At 49.2% G+C, this 13,209-nt stretch carries 16 protein-coding genes; all 16 read right to left on the bottom strand.

Annotated features, from left to right (window positions below; all coding sequences use genetic code 11):
• Window positions 1-27: 27 nt before the first annotated feature.
• The gene (locus KP014_RS19770) at window positions 28-909 is read right to left on the bottom strand and encodes a MinD/ParA family protein (RefSeq protein ID WP_036591761.1); all 882 of its coding nucleotides are present in this window, start codon (window positions 907-909) and stop codon (window positions 28-30) included.
• Complete coding sequence (flhF, locus tag KP014_RS19775; protein ID WP_036591763.1) at window positions 906-2,279, bottom strand: flagellar biosynthesis GTPase FlhF; 1,374 nt, start codon at window positions 2,277-2,279, stop codon at window positions 906-908. The genes KP014_RS19770 and flhF overlap by 4 nt, the downstream gene beginning before the upstream one ends.
• Entirely contained in the window at window positions 2,276-4,309 is a 2,034-nt protein-coding gene (gene flhA / locus KP014_RS19780) for a flagellar biosynthesis protein FlhA (RefSeq protein WP_036591765.1), read from the bottom strand. Before flhA ends, flhF begins: the two co-directional genes overlap by 4 nt.
• 20 nt (window positions 4,310-4,329) lie before the next feature.
• A complete protein-coding gene (flhB, locus tag KP014_RS19785) occupies window positions 4,330-5,418 on the bottom strand; it encodes a flagellar biosynthesis protein FlhB (RefSeq protein ID WP_036591768.1) in 1,089 nt (362 codons plus the stop codon).
• Window positions 5,419-5,441: 23 nt separating this feature from the next.
• Window positions 5,442-6,230, bottom strand: coding sequence for a flagellar biosynthetic protein FliR (gene fliR / locus KP014_RS19790; protein ID WP_036591769.1), 789 nt, complete (start codon window positions 6,228-6,230; stop codon window positions 5,442-5,444).
• 5 nt (window positions 6,231-6,235) lie between these two features.
• Window positions 6,236-6,505, bottom strand: a complete 270-nt coding sequence (gene fliQ, locus KP014_RS19795) for a flagellar biosynthesis protein FliQ (RefSeq protein ID WP_036591771.1) — start codon at window positions 6,503-6,505, stop codon at window positions 6,236-6,238.
• A 22-nt stretch (window positions 6,506-6,527) separates the two neighbouring features.
• Window positions 6,528-7,292 carry a flagellar type III secretion system pore protein FliP gene (gene fliP, locus KP014_RS19800; RefSeq protein ID WP_036591774.1) on the bottom strand — a complete coding sequence of 255 codons (765 nt, stop codon included), beginning with the start codon at window positions 7,290-7,292 and terminating at the stop codon, window positions 6,528-6,530.
• Window positions 7,289-7,816 (bottom strand): flagellar biosynthetic protein FliO, encoded by a 528-nt coding sequence (locus tag KP014_RS19805; RefSeq protein WP_036591777.1) that lies wholly within the window; start codon window positions 7,814-7,816, stop codon window positions 7,289-7,291. Before KP014_RS19805 ends, fliP begins: the two co-directional genes overlap by 4 nt.
• Window positions 7,817-7,825: 9 nt before the next feature.
• The gene (locus KP014_RS19810; protein ID WP_025697973.1) at window positions 7,826-8,191 is read right to left on the bottom strand and encodes a response regulator; all 366 of its coding nucleotides are present in this window, start codon (window positions 8,189-8,191) and stop codon (window positions 7,826-7,828) included.
• 27 nt (window positions 8,192-8,218) lie between these two features.
• On the bottom strand, window positions 8,219-9,517 hold the full coding sequence (gene fliY, locus KP014_RS19815; protein WP_090833752.1) for a flagellar motor switch phosphatase FliY: 1,299 nt from the start codon (window positions 9,515-9,517) through the stop codon (window positions 8,219-8,221).
• Window positions 9,507-10,505 (bottom strand): flagellar motor switch protein FliM, encoded by a 999-nt coding sequence (gene fliM / locus KP014_RS19820; RefSeq protein WP_036595433.1) that lies wholly within the window; start codon window positions 10,503-10,505, stop codon window positions 9,507-9,509. Before fliM ends, fliY begins: the two co-directional genes overlap by 11 nt.
• 39 nt (window positions 10,506-10,544) lie before the next feature.
• Window positions 10,545-11,015: a flagellar basal body-associated FliL family protein gene (locus KP014_RS19825; RefSeq protein WP_036595436.1), complete on the bottom strand. Its 471-nt coding sequence runs from the start codon at window positions 11,013-11,015 to the stop codon at window positions 10,545-10,547.
• On the bottom strand, window positions 11,012-11,236 hold the full coding sequence (locus KP014_RS19830; protein WP_036595438.1) for a flagellar FlbD family protein: 225 nt from the start codon (window positions 11,234-11,236) through the stop codon (window positions 11,012-11,014). The genes KP014_RS19825 and KP014_RS19830 overlap by 4 nt, the downstream gene beginning before the upstream one ends.
• Before the next feature lie 149 nt (window positions 11,237-11,385).
• Entirely contained in the window at window positions 11,386-12,204 is an 819-nt protein-coding gene (gene flgG, locus KP014_RS19835; RefSeq protein WP_036595440.1) for a flagellar basal body rod protein FlgG, read from the bottom strand.
• Between the two features lie 117 nt (window positions 12,205-12,321).
• Window positions 12,322-12,711, bottom strand: a complete 390-nt coding sequence (locus KP014_RS19840) for a TIGR02530 family flagellar biosynthesis protein (protein ID WP_036595442.1) — start codon at window positions 12,709-12,711, stop codon at window positions 12,322-12,324.
• Window positions 12,708-13,187, bottom strand: coding sequence for a flagellar hook capping FlgD N-terminal domain-containing protein (locus KP014_RS19845; protein ID WP_051500070.1), 480 nt, complete (start codon window positions 13,185-13,187; stop codon window positions 12,708-12,710). The genes KP014_RS19840 and KP014_RS19845 overlap by 4 nt, the downstream gene beginning before the upstream one ends.
• Between the last annotated feature and the right edge of the window lie 22 nt (window positions 13,188-13,209).

Below are 13,209 nucleotides of genomic sequence, written 5' to 3' on the forward strand. Positions count from 1 at the left end.
CCTCTGTCCTTAAATTCAGAACATTTCTTATATACGGCGAAGCCACTTGCTGATAAACCCCTTAATTCCATGCAATTCAGCCGAAGCTAGAGAACGGTCGAATGACAAATATCGGAGCGTCAGTCTGTGAATATCCTTCGCAGCGGCACTGTTGGGATAAGCCAATGTGAAAGGAATCTGACGCTTGACGGCTTGAACCACATGGCTGTCGCTGCTAATAAAGCCGAGGAACGGAATATCCAGCTGCAGAAAACGCTGGGCGGTCATTCGAATTTTGTCACTTGTTGCATTCGCTTCCTTAATATCGGATGCCTGATTAACAATCAGATTGAACGTGATGCTCGGATGACTTGTGTGAACCACCTTCATCAATGCGTAGGCATCAGTAATTGCAGTTGGCTCCGGAGTGGTAACAACGAGGCAATCGTCGGCTGAAGCGATGAATTTCATCGTTTCCTTGGAAAGCCCCGCACCCGTATCAAATAGAATATAGTCCATCTCATCGGCAATTGTGGCAATTTGGGATGTAAAGTAGTTCAAATCGCTTTCCGAAAGCGAGAAGAGCTCTTCCATGCCCGATCCACCGGCAATAAAAGGCAGGCGGTTAGGGCCCGTTTGAATAATCTGCTCAATGCCGGCTTCTCTGCTAAGCAAATGGTAAAGATTGTATTTCGCCGAGACACCCATCAGAACATCCAGGTTGGCCATGCCGATATCGGCGTCGAACAGAAGTACTCTTTTCCCCATACTCTTGAGTGCAAGCGCAAAGTTAAGAGTGAAATTCGACTTGCCGACTCCGCCTTTTCCGCTGCATACAGTGATTATTCGTGCGGTGTCTGTTCCTCTGTCGCTAAGCTTTCTATTTTGTCCGGCGACAAGCTGTCTCAACGATTGAGCCTGATCCATCATTGTTCTCCCGTTCCGAGCAGCAGATTGCACACCATTTCTCCGGATGGTATAAGAAGATCATCAGGCACAATCTGACCATTGGTCATATATGACAGCATGAGCGGGTAATCGTTAAGCAGATTGAACATAGGACCGTAGCTTCCGGTTTCGTCCAGTTTCGTCAAAATGACTTTATCCAGCTTGTATTTACTGAAATGCTCGGTAATCAGCTTCATATCCCTGCTCTTCGACGTCAGGCTGAGCACCAAGTATGTCTCGCTCTTCATTGCCGGTGACAGCAGACTCTGCAGTTCGGCAACGAGCATTTCATTGCGGTAGTTTCTTCCAGCCGTGTCCATTAATACGAGATCACAGCCCTCCAGTCTGGATAAGGCCCGCTGCAAATCGCCCGGCGACTGAACAACCTCAAGGGGCACATTCAGAATAGAAGCATAGGTCCGAAGTTGTTCCACCGCAGATATCCGGTACGTATCGGATGTGATCATCCCGACCTTGCGGCCATGCCGGAAGAGCTGGTCGGCCGCAAGCTTGGCCAAGGTCGTCGTCTTCCCTACCCCAGTAGGACCTGCGACATACAATAGCCGCGTATCAGGAGCAATTCCTCCTCCTATTCTATCAGCAAGAAATCCCGCCACCTGCACTCTTAGAGCTTCCTCAAACTTCTCTTCCGGCCATAGTCTCCCGTCCATATTCCAAGCATCCAGCACATCAGCGATCCACTCTTCTACCAGTGCGCTGTCCATTTCCTGCTCGATCAACCGCACCCGCAGCCGTTCCAGCCCTTCCGGAAGTTCTCTCGAGTCCGAGGACTGCCGGGCGATTCGCTCGATCCACTGCTTCATCTCTCTAATCTCATTAAGAACGCTGTCATCAGCCGGACGATCCTTTTGATCTGAAGGCAGCGGCGGAGCCGCAGGAGGCTGCATTACGGGAACGGTCAGCTCTAGACGGGAACTCGCGAAAGCTTCCTTGGGAATTTCCGGCACCGCCTTCTCTTCCAGCACGGCGACGGCCCCTTGCTTCTTAGCGGCACCTTCGAGCGCCGCAGCAATCTCGGCGAAACTCCGCGAAGGCTCCGACCCGCTTGCGGCGGCATTGCCCGAAGCCGAGGCATAGGCCTCCCGGTAGGCCTTGGGAACACCTGCCCGGGGGACGGATTGTAGCGGCAGCTCCCTCTTTTCGGAAGCTGCTTGCTTCTGTTCATTCTCAACCGCGGCGACCACTTCGATTTTCTTTTTTCTGAACATCCCCATGAAACCACCGGTTCTGATTTCCTTCGTGCTCAGGATGACGGCGTCACTTCCAAGCTCGCTGCGAATGGAATGCATGGCGTCCGGCATCGTATCGACAACGTAACGCTTCACTCTCATAGATTCACCACTCCAACGCTTTGAATTTCAATACTAGGCTCTAACTCGCTATAGGACAGCACCGGGATATCCTGCATCGTCCGCTCTATGACCTGCCGCAGATACATGCGGATGTTTGGCGAAGTCAATACAATGGGCTGCTGTCCCGATTGCAATAGACGGTTAATTTGCTCCATAAGACGCTGATATACCGTTTGGGTTGACACGGGATCGAGCGCAAGGTAGCTGCCATGCTCCGATTGCTGGACGCTTTCGGCAATTTTTTTCTCAAGCGTTGGTCCTACCGTGATTACCTTCAGAGTTTCTCCGGACTGGGAGAATTGCTGAGTAATCTGCCGCGACAGCGATTGCCTCACATATTCCGTCAGTACATCTGGATCTTTAGTATAGGTGCCGTAGTCTGCCAGCGTTTCAAAAATAGTAACCAAGTCCCGGATCGATATCTTCTCGCGCAGCAGCTTAGCCAACACTTTCTGCAGATCCCCAACGGTGAGTACAGACGGTATCAATTCATCAACCAGCACAGGATAATTTTCGCGAATATTGTCGATCAGCATTTTCGTTTCCTGCCGCCCAATCAGCTCATGTCCATGCCGTTTGATCAGTTCGGTAAGATGGGTAGCAACCACGGACGGCGGATCGACCACCGTATAGCCGGCCAGCTCGGCCCGTTCCTTGACCGATTCATCGATCCACAACGCAGGCAATCCGAACGATGGTTCGATCGTCTCGATCCCGGTAATCGATTCGTCATCATACCCAGGACTCATTGCCAGATAGTGATTAAGTAGTAATTCACCGCCGCCGACCTGATTTCCTTTAATTTTGATGACATATTCATTCGGTTTTAGTTGAATATTGTCGCGAATTCGGATAACGGGGACAACAAGTCCCATTTCAAGCGCGCACTGCCTCCGAATCATGATGATCCGATCGAGCAAATCGCCCCCCTGCTGGGTATCCGCTAGCGGAATCAAGCCATAGCCGAACTCGAATTCGATCGGATCGACATTCAGCAGGCTGATCACGCTCTCCGGACTGCGCACCTCCTCGATCTGTTTTTCTTCGACGAGCTGCTCTTCGGCGATGGCCTTGCGGCTCAAGTTCTGCGTCATCCGGTAAGCAGCATAGGCCATAAGTCCTGCTAAAGGAAGGGTTGTTATCGCATGAATAGGTGTAAATAATCCTAAAAAGGCGACCGTAACAGCAACGATGTACAGAAGCTTCGGATAAGACAGCAACTGCCCTGTCAAATCTTCCGCTAGATTGCCATCCGAAGAAGCCCGGGTAACGATCAGGCCGGCTGCGGTCGAAATGAGCAGAGCAGGTATTTGGCTAACCAGTCCATCACCGATCGTCAGAACGGAGTAGGTCGAGAGCGCGTCTTGGAAAGGCATCCCATGAACGGCGATCCCGATGATGAAGCCGCCGATCAAATTGATCAGCAGGATAATAATGCTGGCTATCGCATCTCCCTTAACAAATTTGCTCGCCCCGTCCATAGCTCCATAGAAATCCGCTTCGCGCTCGACATTACGCCGGCGCTCACGCGCTTGCTGCTCGTTGATCATGCCAGCATTCAAATCGGCATCGATACTCATCTGCTTACCGGGCATGGCGTCGAGTGTAAATCTTGCCCCTACCTCGGCTACGCGTTCAGAGCCTTTGGTGATAACGATGAACTGCACAACAACCAGAATCAGGAATACGATGAAACCGATCGCAACCTGACCGCGCGCAATCCAGCCGCCGAACGTCGCCACAACCGAACCGGCATCGCCTTCGGATAAGATCAGCTTGGTTGTGGAGATGTTCAGCGCCAGGCGGAACAAGGTCGTAATCAGCAGCAGCGATGGAAAGATGGAGAACTGAAGAGGCTCTTTTGTATTCATCGCCACTAGGATAATCGTCAACGCGATCGAAATATTAATGACCAGCAGAATGTCAAGCAGTCCAGAGGGAATAGGCAGAATCATCATAAGCACGATTCCGATTATACCGATTAGTACCGTTAAATCCCTAGCTTTCAATGTTTCTTACCTCCCTGAAATTATCTGGCTCTGCCCTTCAACTTATATACATAAGCGAGCACTTCGGCTACCGCCTGGAACAGATCGGCAGGGACCGAATCCCCAATTTCCGCCCTTTGGAAGAGCGCCCGTGCAAGCGGTTTGTTTTCCATCGTCATGACGCCATGCTCCTTGGCAATCGACCTAATCCGAAGAGCGACATAATCCTGACCTTTAGCCACGATTTGTGGCGCCTCCATCTTAGATCCGTCATATTTCAGAGCAACCGCAAAATGGGTCGGGTTCGTAATGATGACATCGGCGCCCGGAACCTCTTGCATCATCCGCTGCATCGCCATCCGGCGCTGCCGCTCCCTGATTTTCCCTTTAATCAGCGGATCGCCTTCCATTTTTTTGAATTCATCCTTAATTTCCTGTTTGGACATTCTTAGACTCTTTTCATGCTCGTACCGCTGGTACATATAATCGAGCACAGCCATAATAAGCAGAGCTGCCCCGATTTTGATTCCGAGATTCAGAGTCATCTTCGCAGTAAAGCGAAAAACATCTTCCGCACTAACATGCGACAGGGACGAAAAGTTGTCTTTTTGCCCCCATAATGTGTTGAATACCAGATATGCGATTACCAGCAGCTTAAAGATTGATTTCAGCATTTCAACAAGCGATCGCATGGAAAAAATGTTTCTGAAGCCTTTAATCGGATTGATCTTACTGAACTTCGGGGTGACACCCTCTCCGGTAACCATAAAGCCAACCTGTGCCACACTGGAGATCAATGCCAAGATGAAGGTTATGCCCAGCATCGGTCCCAGCAGAATCAGAATCTGTACTCCGTATTCGTTCATCAGCTGCAGCACATTAGCTTTAGTGACCTCCATCATGAGACGGTTCATAAAGACGTCAGTATACAACGCTGTAAACCGTTCCTTCATAAATCCGCCAAATATCATCAGACTCAGCACCCCGGACAACAGTACCAATGCACCCGAAAGCTCGGCGCTTTTGGCAACTTGGCCTTTTCTGCGGGCGTCCTGACGCTTCCTCGGAGTCGCCCTTTCCGTTTTTTCTCCGCCGAAGAGCTGGAGGTCGAGTTGATATCGATATGCCATGTCAGGGCCCTCCTACTTTCATCTTACGGACTGTTCCCCATTGTGCTCAGCAAATTGCGCATGGATTCGAACATGATATTGAAAAGGCTTTGAAAAAGCACGGCTAAAGCAGGCATCAGAATGAACAGCAGCACCAGGCCGACAATGATTTTCAGCGGCACGCCGATAACGAAAACATTGTACGATGGCGCAGTTCTTGCCAAAAAAGCTAGCCCGATATCCGTCATAAACAGCGCGGTCACCAGCGGCGCAGACATTTGAAAAGCAAGCATAAACGACTGAGCGAACGAACGGAGAAGAAACTCGGCCAGACTTCCGTCCATCATTTTAAGAAGGATCTCATTATTCAGGGGAACCCAGTTATAACTGTTTACAATGGCATCAAGCAAATAATGATGGCCATTCATCCCTAAAAACAACAGCAGGGCAATCATATATTTGAAGTTGCCGAGTATCGGCGACGACGCCCCGGTCATCGGGTCGATGACATTCGCAATTCCGAAACCAATCTGGATGTCGATAAACGAACCCGCAGTTTGAATGGTCATAAACATCAGATAACCTATGAACCCGAGCAGCAGCCCGATGAGAGATTCTCTGATGATCAGTAGAATTATACCGAGATCTTCCGGAACCGTAACGCCGTTTCCTTTGGCGCTAAATACGACAAGTGATAGAAAGAAAGAAATTCCGATTTTGAAAGTCATCGGTACGCTTCGGGAAGAAAAGACAGGCACGATAACAAAAAAGGCCGTAATTCGACAAAAAATAAGCAAAAAGACAGGAAAACTACGTAAAATGGAATCTATCATCGTATTCATCCGATATACATGTGGAGATTACCCAAAATTCGGGTGGTAAAGTCGACAAGCTTTGTTATGATCCACGGGCCGAACAGAAGCAATGCCAGCAGCACAGCGACGATTTTAGGGACAAAGGCCAGCGTTTGCTCTTGAATCTGAGTCGTCGCTTGAAAAATACTAATAATCAGCCCGACGACCAGACCCAGAATCAGCATAGGTGCGCTAACCTCCAGCACGAGATATACAGCTTGACCCGCAAGACCGATAATAAACTCTGTATTGATACCCTTCGCCTCCTCTTTCCCGTCACGTGCCGTAGCTGAGCAGCAGCGATTTGACTACTAGATACCAACCGTCCACCAGCACAAACAGCATGATTTTAAAAGGCAGCGAGATCATTACGGGCGGCAGCATCATCATCCCCATCGCCATGAGCGTGCTGGCAACCACAATATCGATAATTAGAAAAGGAATAAAGATCATAAAGCCCATTTGAAAGGCCGTTTTCAATTCACTCATAGCAAAGGAAGGCACGAGCACTGTTAGCGGAATATCCGAGTATGTCGCTGGCTTGTTATTGCCTGTGTAGCCGTTATATTTCATAAACAGCAGTAAATCCTTCTCATGCGTATACTTGAACATGAATTGTTTCATCGGAACGGCAGCTTTGTTCATAGCTTCCGTCTGAGTGATTTGGCCTTTGATATAAGGCTGCAGCGCCGTTTGATTAACCGTCGACAAAGTTGGTGACATAATGAACAGCGTTAGAAAAAGAGCAAGTCCCACCAGCACCTGGTTCGGCGGCATTTGCTGCGTGCCGAGTGAAGTGCGGATAAATCCGAGCACGATAACGATCCGGGTAAAGCTGGTCATCAGAACTAAAAAAGCCGGAGCCACGCTCAGAACCGTAACCAGTAGCAGAATGGAAATGGAACTGGTGCCGGTTTGACCGCCGTCTCCTCCCACCTGAATGTCTATGTTTGGAATTGGATCGGCGGCATAGATCGGACGCAGAGCCAGAAAACTGATAATACCAATCAGCAGGAAGGCAAACAATATTTTTTTCTTCATATATCCCCCTGCCTGCCCTTTTGATCTTCGCCGCCAAGCAGTTCCTCCATCTTCTTCTCTCGGTCCGAAGCGGAGCGCAGCTTGGTCTGCAGCATTTCATAGAAAGAAGAAGTCTCGTTCAGATCGATTTCCTGAGACGGAACTTCTCCGCGCAGCCTTTCCCTCACCTTGGTAATCAGCGGAATAAAGAACCTCCCACCCGGCGCAGACTGCTCCTCGAATGCCGATACGATCAATGCTACTTCTTCGGGATCGGTGATTTTATCCAAAATCGTTACGTTCTCGCCAACCCCGATCAAATAGAGACTGCCTCCAATTTCGATGACCTGCATCGACTTGTTGGGGCCTAGTCCCACCGCACCTAAAGTGCGCATGGAACGGCCTCTCATCCAAGCTTGGTTACGTCGTCCCAGAAACCGAATTAGCAGAATAATAATAACGATAATGACCGCCAGCACAAAGATAACATTGAGCAAATTCAGCAGGTTATTGTCTGAGCTGAGCGGCTCGGCGTTGAGTGGCATGAATAGATCCTACACGCCAAGCGTCTTGCTGATGGCTTCGATAACGCGGTCCGCCTGGAATGGCTTAACGATAAAGTCTTTTGCTCCAGCTTGGATTGCGTCGATAACCATAGCCTGCTGACCCATGGCGGAACACATAATGACCTTGGCGTTGGCATCCACTTTTTTAATTTCTTTCAGTGCTGCGATTCCATCCATTTCAGGCATGGTAATATCCATGGTAATCAGGTCGGGACGCAGCTCCTTGAATTTCTCAATTGCCTGGGAACCGTCCTGGGCTTCACCCACCACTTCAAAACCGTTTTTCGATAAAATATCGCGAATCATCATTCTCATAAATGCAGCATCGTCCACGATCAAAATTCGGTTAGCCATCTTAAAAAAATCCTCCCTAAGTTATGCTTATTGTAATTTTTGAACCCGGTCCCATTGGCTTACGATATCCGTTACACGAACCCCAAAGTTTTCATCGATTACCACTACCTCTCCCTTGGCAATCAGCTTGTTGTTCACTAGTATATCGACGGGCTCGCCGGCAAGCTTGTCCAGCTCAATGATCGATCCCTGCGACATCTCAAGAATGTCTTTGATTTGCTTCTGGGTCCTTCCTAATTCTACGGTCACTCTTAGGGGTATGTCCATCAATAAGTTCAAATTATTTTCGTCAACATTCCCAAATGCGTTACCGCTGAGATTGGCAAACTGGACCGGCTGTACGTTGACATTCCGGTTCGGCTGGGAAGCTGGGGGCGGGGACTGCGGGTAAGGCATTCCCTGTTGTCCAGGCAACCCCTGAGGGGGCATGCCATAAGGAGGCATTCCGTATGGTGGATAATAATATCCTCCTTCCGGCATTCCCGGATATGGCTGTGTTCCTGGTGGTATCTGCTGTGCTGGTGGCTGCTCAGGAGCCGACTGAGGCTGCTGAGCAGCCGGTGCAGGCTGGGACTGAGATGTCTCGGGTTTGGCAGGGGCCGGCGCTTCAACAGCGGCCGCTGGCGCATCGGTCGACTCCGAGGCGTCTCCAATCAGCATCATGACCATATCCTTAGCGAACGAAACGGGCAGAAGCTGCATGATAGTCGAGTCGATCAATTCACCGATTTTGAGACGGAACGAGATACGAATCAATGTCTCGTCATCTGGCAGACTTCCCACTCCCTCGCCGCTCGACATGTTGAGAATATCGATACCTGGCGGCGATATGTTGACGAACCGGTTGAAGATAGTCGACATCGATGTGGCGGAAGAGCCCATCATTTGATTCATGGCTTCCTGAACGGCGCTGACATGTATCTCGTTCAATTCTTCGTCACCGGGCTCTCCATTACCACCAAGCATCAGATCGGCAATAACCTGGGCGTCACGGACTTTGATTACGAGTGAGTTCATGCCCTGAAAGCCGTCAACATACTCAACGTGAACAGCAACATGAGGCTTAGGGAAGACTGCCTCAAACTCACTGCGCGTAATGATGGAGACTTGCGGGGTAGTAATGTCCACTTTTTTGCCAAGCAGTGTCGAGAGCGCCGTTGCGGCGCTGCCGAACGTAATATTACCGATCTCTCCCAAGGCATCTTGTTCAAACGGAGTCAGAAAATCATCCACCGTCTTCTCTGAAGATACGCTTGCAGCGCTTTCCGCCGATTGTCTTAAAAGTGCGTCGATTTCTTCCTGGGATAAATAATCTTTACTCGTCAAGTCCTTCAACTCCTTCGCTGACAATCTCATCAATTTGCACGGCCACCCGGTCTTTGAGCACTCCCGGACTTCCGATAAACTTCAGCTTGTCGCCCACTTTGATCGATAATCCGGCATCAACGGTCCTGTTAAGTGAGATAACATCTCCTACATTAAGGCCGAGGAACTCGGCTATCGAAATCCTGGATTCCCCCAGTTCGGCGATGATTGGAAGCTGAGCCCTGTTGACGCTGGCTCTAATAGCCTCCACTTCCTGCTCATCCCGAGCCTTTTTCTCAGATACAAACCATTGATGCACGGACAGCCTGGACATTATCGGCTCCAGCACAACGTGCGGGATACATAGATTGATCATGCCCGTCGTATCCCCGATCTTGGTGCTGAGCGATATAAGCGCAATTGTTTCATTAGGGGATACGATCTGCATAAACTGCGGATTCGTCTCCAACGCTTCCATAATCGGCTCAATATCCAGCACCGTCTTCCAGGCCTCCTGCAGGCTCTCAAAGCATCTGCTGAAAATACGCTCCATTATGGTTGTTTCAATCTCAGTCAGAGCGGCTATTTTGGAAGGAGCCGTTCCGATCCCTCCAAGCAGCCGGTCAAGCATAGCGAAGGCAATATTCGGATGCACTTCCATTACCATCCTGCCTTGCAAGGGCTCAGCTTCAAAAATATTCAGAATCGTCATCTTGGGTATGGAACGGATGAATTCATCATAAGGCAGCTGCTCCACCTGAACAACATTGATCTGTACAAAAGTTCGTAATTGAGCTGAAAAATAAGTCGTCAGATATCGGGCGAAGTTATCGTGAATCCGGGTTAGGCTTCGGATATGATCCTTTGAGAAACGAACAGCCCGTTTAAAATCATATGAACGTATTTTGCGCTGGGTTTCTTCTTTTTTTAGTTCGTCGGCATCCATCTCACCGGATGATAGAGCGGCAAGCAGGGCATCAATCTCGTTTTGCGAAAGTACATCAACCATTCAATCACCCCCCGTAAGTTAACATGAAATTTGGCAGTCTTATATGGGCGCCAGAATATAAGAAGTAATTTCCACCTGGGTCAGCTTTCCTTCGGGCAACGTATCGTTGATCAGATTTACGAGCTTGCTGCACAGCTGGTCCTTGCCGCTTGCTCCGCTCAATTCCTGGGGTTTCACATCGGCCAGTGTTTTAATAATGAGCGGCTTAATCTTTATTTCTTTGATTTTTTCAAAATCTTCCTTAGTTGCTTCAGAATTCAATTGAAAAGCGAAGTTTATAGAAACGATGTAATCGGGATCAGCAAGATTGGTTTTTATTTCGGTCATTTCCGAAGTCATGGCCACGATTTCATCTGCGGTCAGCTGCTTGGTCTCAACGCTGTTTACAGTGTCGTTAACAGCATTGCCGCTGCTGTCGGAAAACCATTTGTTCATTAATAAAAAAGCGGCCAGCACGATCAAAGTAATCGCCAATAATATCGTGATGAGCCAAGGCAGCATCTTTTTCATGAAAGCTCCTCCAGTGTTTGGACTTTAATGGTGGCTGAATACGCGCCGATTTCCTTATTGTAATCACGGATTTTCGCAATAACTTCTTCGGCTTTTTCAAGAACGATCAGCCTCTTGCCCGTTACAAGCGTGATGTAAGTGTCCGGGCTTTCTTCCACCATTTCCACCAGTAGGGCATTCAGCCACATTGGCGATCCGTTTAAACGTGTTACCGAGATCATAAGAGGCCTCCTAACAATAAATTGGGAGAGGAGCACCTCCCCCAGCCTGAAACCAATACCGTAAACTTTATAAACAAAATGTAACTATTATTCTGCAAGGTCAGCAGCTCGGAAACTCTAAATAAGTAAATCGCTAGGATGATCTGAAATCAACGTTTCAGATTAACAACTTCCTGAAGCACTTCATCCGATGTAGTAATAATCCGGGAATTCGCCTGGAACCCGCGCTGAGCGACAATCATTTCCGTAAATTCATTCGTCAGATCGACATTGGACATTTCCAGTTGTCCCGCAACAATTGCTCCGGTGCCTGCTTCCCCATTGTTGGCTGTTGTAGGCTCCAGAGCGCCTTCAGCGTTGGCATTCAAAGTCATTCGATACAGATTGCCCCCAATTTTCTCAAGACCCTGTGGGTTGCTGACTTTGGCGACGCCGATTTGAACTCCAGGTTGGGTTGTACCGTCGGCCATTGTCTGTACAATCGTTCCGTCATTGGAAATCGAGAAGGCCGTGACGTCCTCTCCAATGACTATCGGCTCGCCGGCTGAATCAAGCACATGAAGGCCATCGGAAGTAACCAAATTACGGCTGGCATCGACATGGAAATCGCCGGCCCGGGTCAGAAAAGGAGTCGCTTGGTCGCCAGACAAATTAACGAGGAAAAAGCCATCTCCGTCGATACGAAGATCGGTCGGATTATTGGTTGTCTGGGCGCTTCCTGCCAGATGCATCGTGTCAATCGAACCGATGCTGACGCCAAGTCCGATTTGCTTGGAGTTGATACCGCCTTGTCCGCCATCGTTTGGTGCGGTAACGCCCGAAATAGTCTGGCTCATAATATCTTTGAACATGACACGTCCCGATTTAAAACCGATCGTATTTACATTGGCAATGTTGTTGCCGATAACATCCAGCTTGGTTTGGAAACCGCGCATGCCTGAAACACCGGAGTACATAGATCTTAACATTATTATACCCTCCCAGAATTAGAGCTTGTGGGCTCTTTAATATTTGGATAATGATTATTGGTAGGACCGCGTCAGTCGGTCGGCGGTCGCTCCGGCTTTCCGTTAGGACCGGCCGGGTCAAGAGATGATTACTGCACTATCTATTTGGGTGAACACATTGTCTTTCATAGAGTTTCCATCCATTGCCGTTACCACGGTACGGTTCGCAACACTGACAATTAGCGCCAAATCTTTCATCAAAATGAGCGAATCCTTGCTGCCCTTGGCAGCCGCTTGTTCTACGGCCGAAGAGATCTGGTCAAGCTGCTTGCTTTCAAGCTGAATCCCTCGCTGTTCCAGTCGCTTCGCGGCATGATTGCTGAATTTCAGCATATTCCGCTGAAGCACGGTTTCAAAGGAGGTGTTAGCGGATGAAGATCCGTTGTTATTAACGGTGTTTGAACGCTGCAGCATGCCCGGGTGCCGGACACCGGTAAACATCTGTCCGACAGTCATTTTATCGTTCATAACGCTGCCCCGCCTCCGCTGCCGCCTACGTCTACCGAAGAGGTGGTGTCGCCAGTTTGAATTCGCGTGATGTCCTTGAGCGCAATTTTCTCAGTGCCCACAAGAGCGTACTGCACACCGTCGCTAATCACAATGGAATCCACCGTTCCCGATTTCTGCTGCGAAGTGGAACTGTCAAGCCAGCTGACATTTTTCCCAATTAGACCTGAAACCGAACCAAGTGATTGATTGAGCGCCGATAACTGGCCCGAGATGTTCATAAGCTGCTCAACTGACGTGAATTGAGCCATTTGGGCAATAAATTCCTTGTCTTGCATTGGCTGCATCGGGTCCTGATTCTGCAGCTGTGTAACCAAGATTTTAAGAAATTGATCTTTTCCGAGCGTTTGGCTGCCCTTGCTGCTGCCTGAGGCGTTGGCTGCCGAATAGTTCGGCCATACATTACTTGTGGATATCATACTATCCGAGGTTGCCATTACCTTTCACCTCTCTTTCCAA

The sequence above is a fragment of the Paenibacillus sophorae genome, assembly GCF_018966525.1.
GTDB lineage: Bacteria > Bacillota > Bacilli > Paenibacillales > Paenibacillaceae > Paenibacillus_AQ > Paenibacillus_AQ sophorae.

What these genes read in the sequence shown, in the direction of transcription:
- KP014_RS19770 (WP_036591761.1), bottom strand. Translation starts at nt 909, where the DNA reads ATGATGGATCAGGCTCAATCGTTGAGACAGCTTGTCGCCGGACAAAAT.
- flhF (WP_036591763.1), bottom strand. Translation starts at nt 2,279, where the DNA reads ATGAGAGTGAAGCGTTACGTTGTCGATACGATGCCGGACGCCATGCAT.
- flhB (WP_036591768.1), bottom strand. Translation starts at nt 5,418, where the DNA reads ATGGCATATCGATATCAACTCGACCTCCAGCTCTTCGGCGGAGAAAAA.
- fliR (WP_036591769.1), bottom strand. Translation starts at nt 6,230, where the DNA reads ATGATAGATTCCATTTTACGTAGTTTTCCTGTCTTTTTGCTTATTTTT.
- fliP (WP_036591774.1), bottom strand. Translation starts at nt 7,292, where the DNA reads ATGAAGAAAAAAATATTGTTTGCCTTCCTGCTGATTGGTATTATCAGT.
- KP014_RS19805 (WP_036591777.1), bottom strand. Translation starts at nt 7,816, where the DNA reads ATGCCACTCAACGCCGAGCCGCTCAGCTCAGACAATAACCTGCTGAAT.
- KP014_RS19810 (WP_025697973.1), bottom strand. Translation starts at nt 8,191, where the DNA reads ATGGCTAACCGAATTTTGATCGTGGACGATGCTGCATTTATGAGAATG.
- fliM (WP_036595433.1), bottom strand. Translation starts at nt 10,505, where the DNA reads ATGGTTGATGTACTTTCGCAAAACGAGATTGATGCCCTGCTTGCCGCT.
- KP014_RS19825 (WP_036595436.1), bottom strand. Translation starts at nt 11,015, where the DNA reads ATGAAAAAGATGCTGCCTTGGCTCATCACGATATTATTGGCGATTACT.
- KP014_RS19830 (WP_036595438.1), bottom strand. Translation starts at nt 11,236, where the DNA reads ATGATCTCGGTAACACGTTTAAACGGATCGCCAATGTGGCTGAATGCC.
- flgG (WP_036595440.1), bottom strand. Translation starts at nt 12,204, where the DNA reads ATGTTAAGATCTATGTACTCCGGTGTTTCAGGCATGCGCGGTTTCCAA.
- KP014_RS19840 (WP_036595442.1), bottom strand. Translation starts at nt 12,711, where the DNA reads ATGAACGATAAAATGACTGTCGGACAGATGTTTACCGGTGTCCGGCAC.
- KP014_RS19845 (WP_051500070.1), bottom strand. Translation starts at nt 13,187, where the DNA reads ATGGCAACCTCGGATAGTATGATATCCACAAGTAATGTATGGCCGAAC.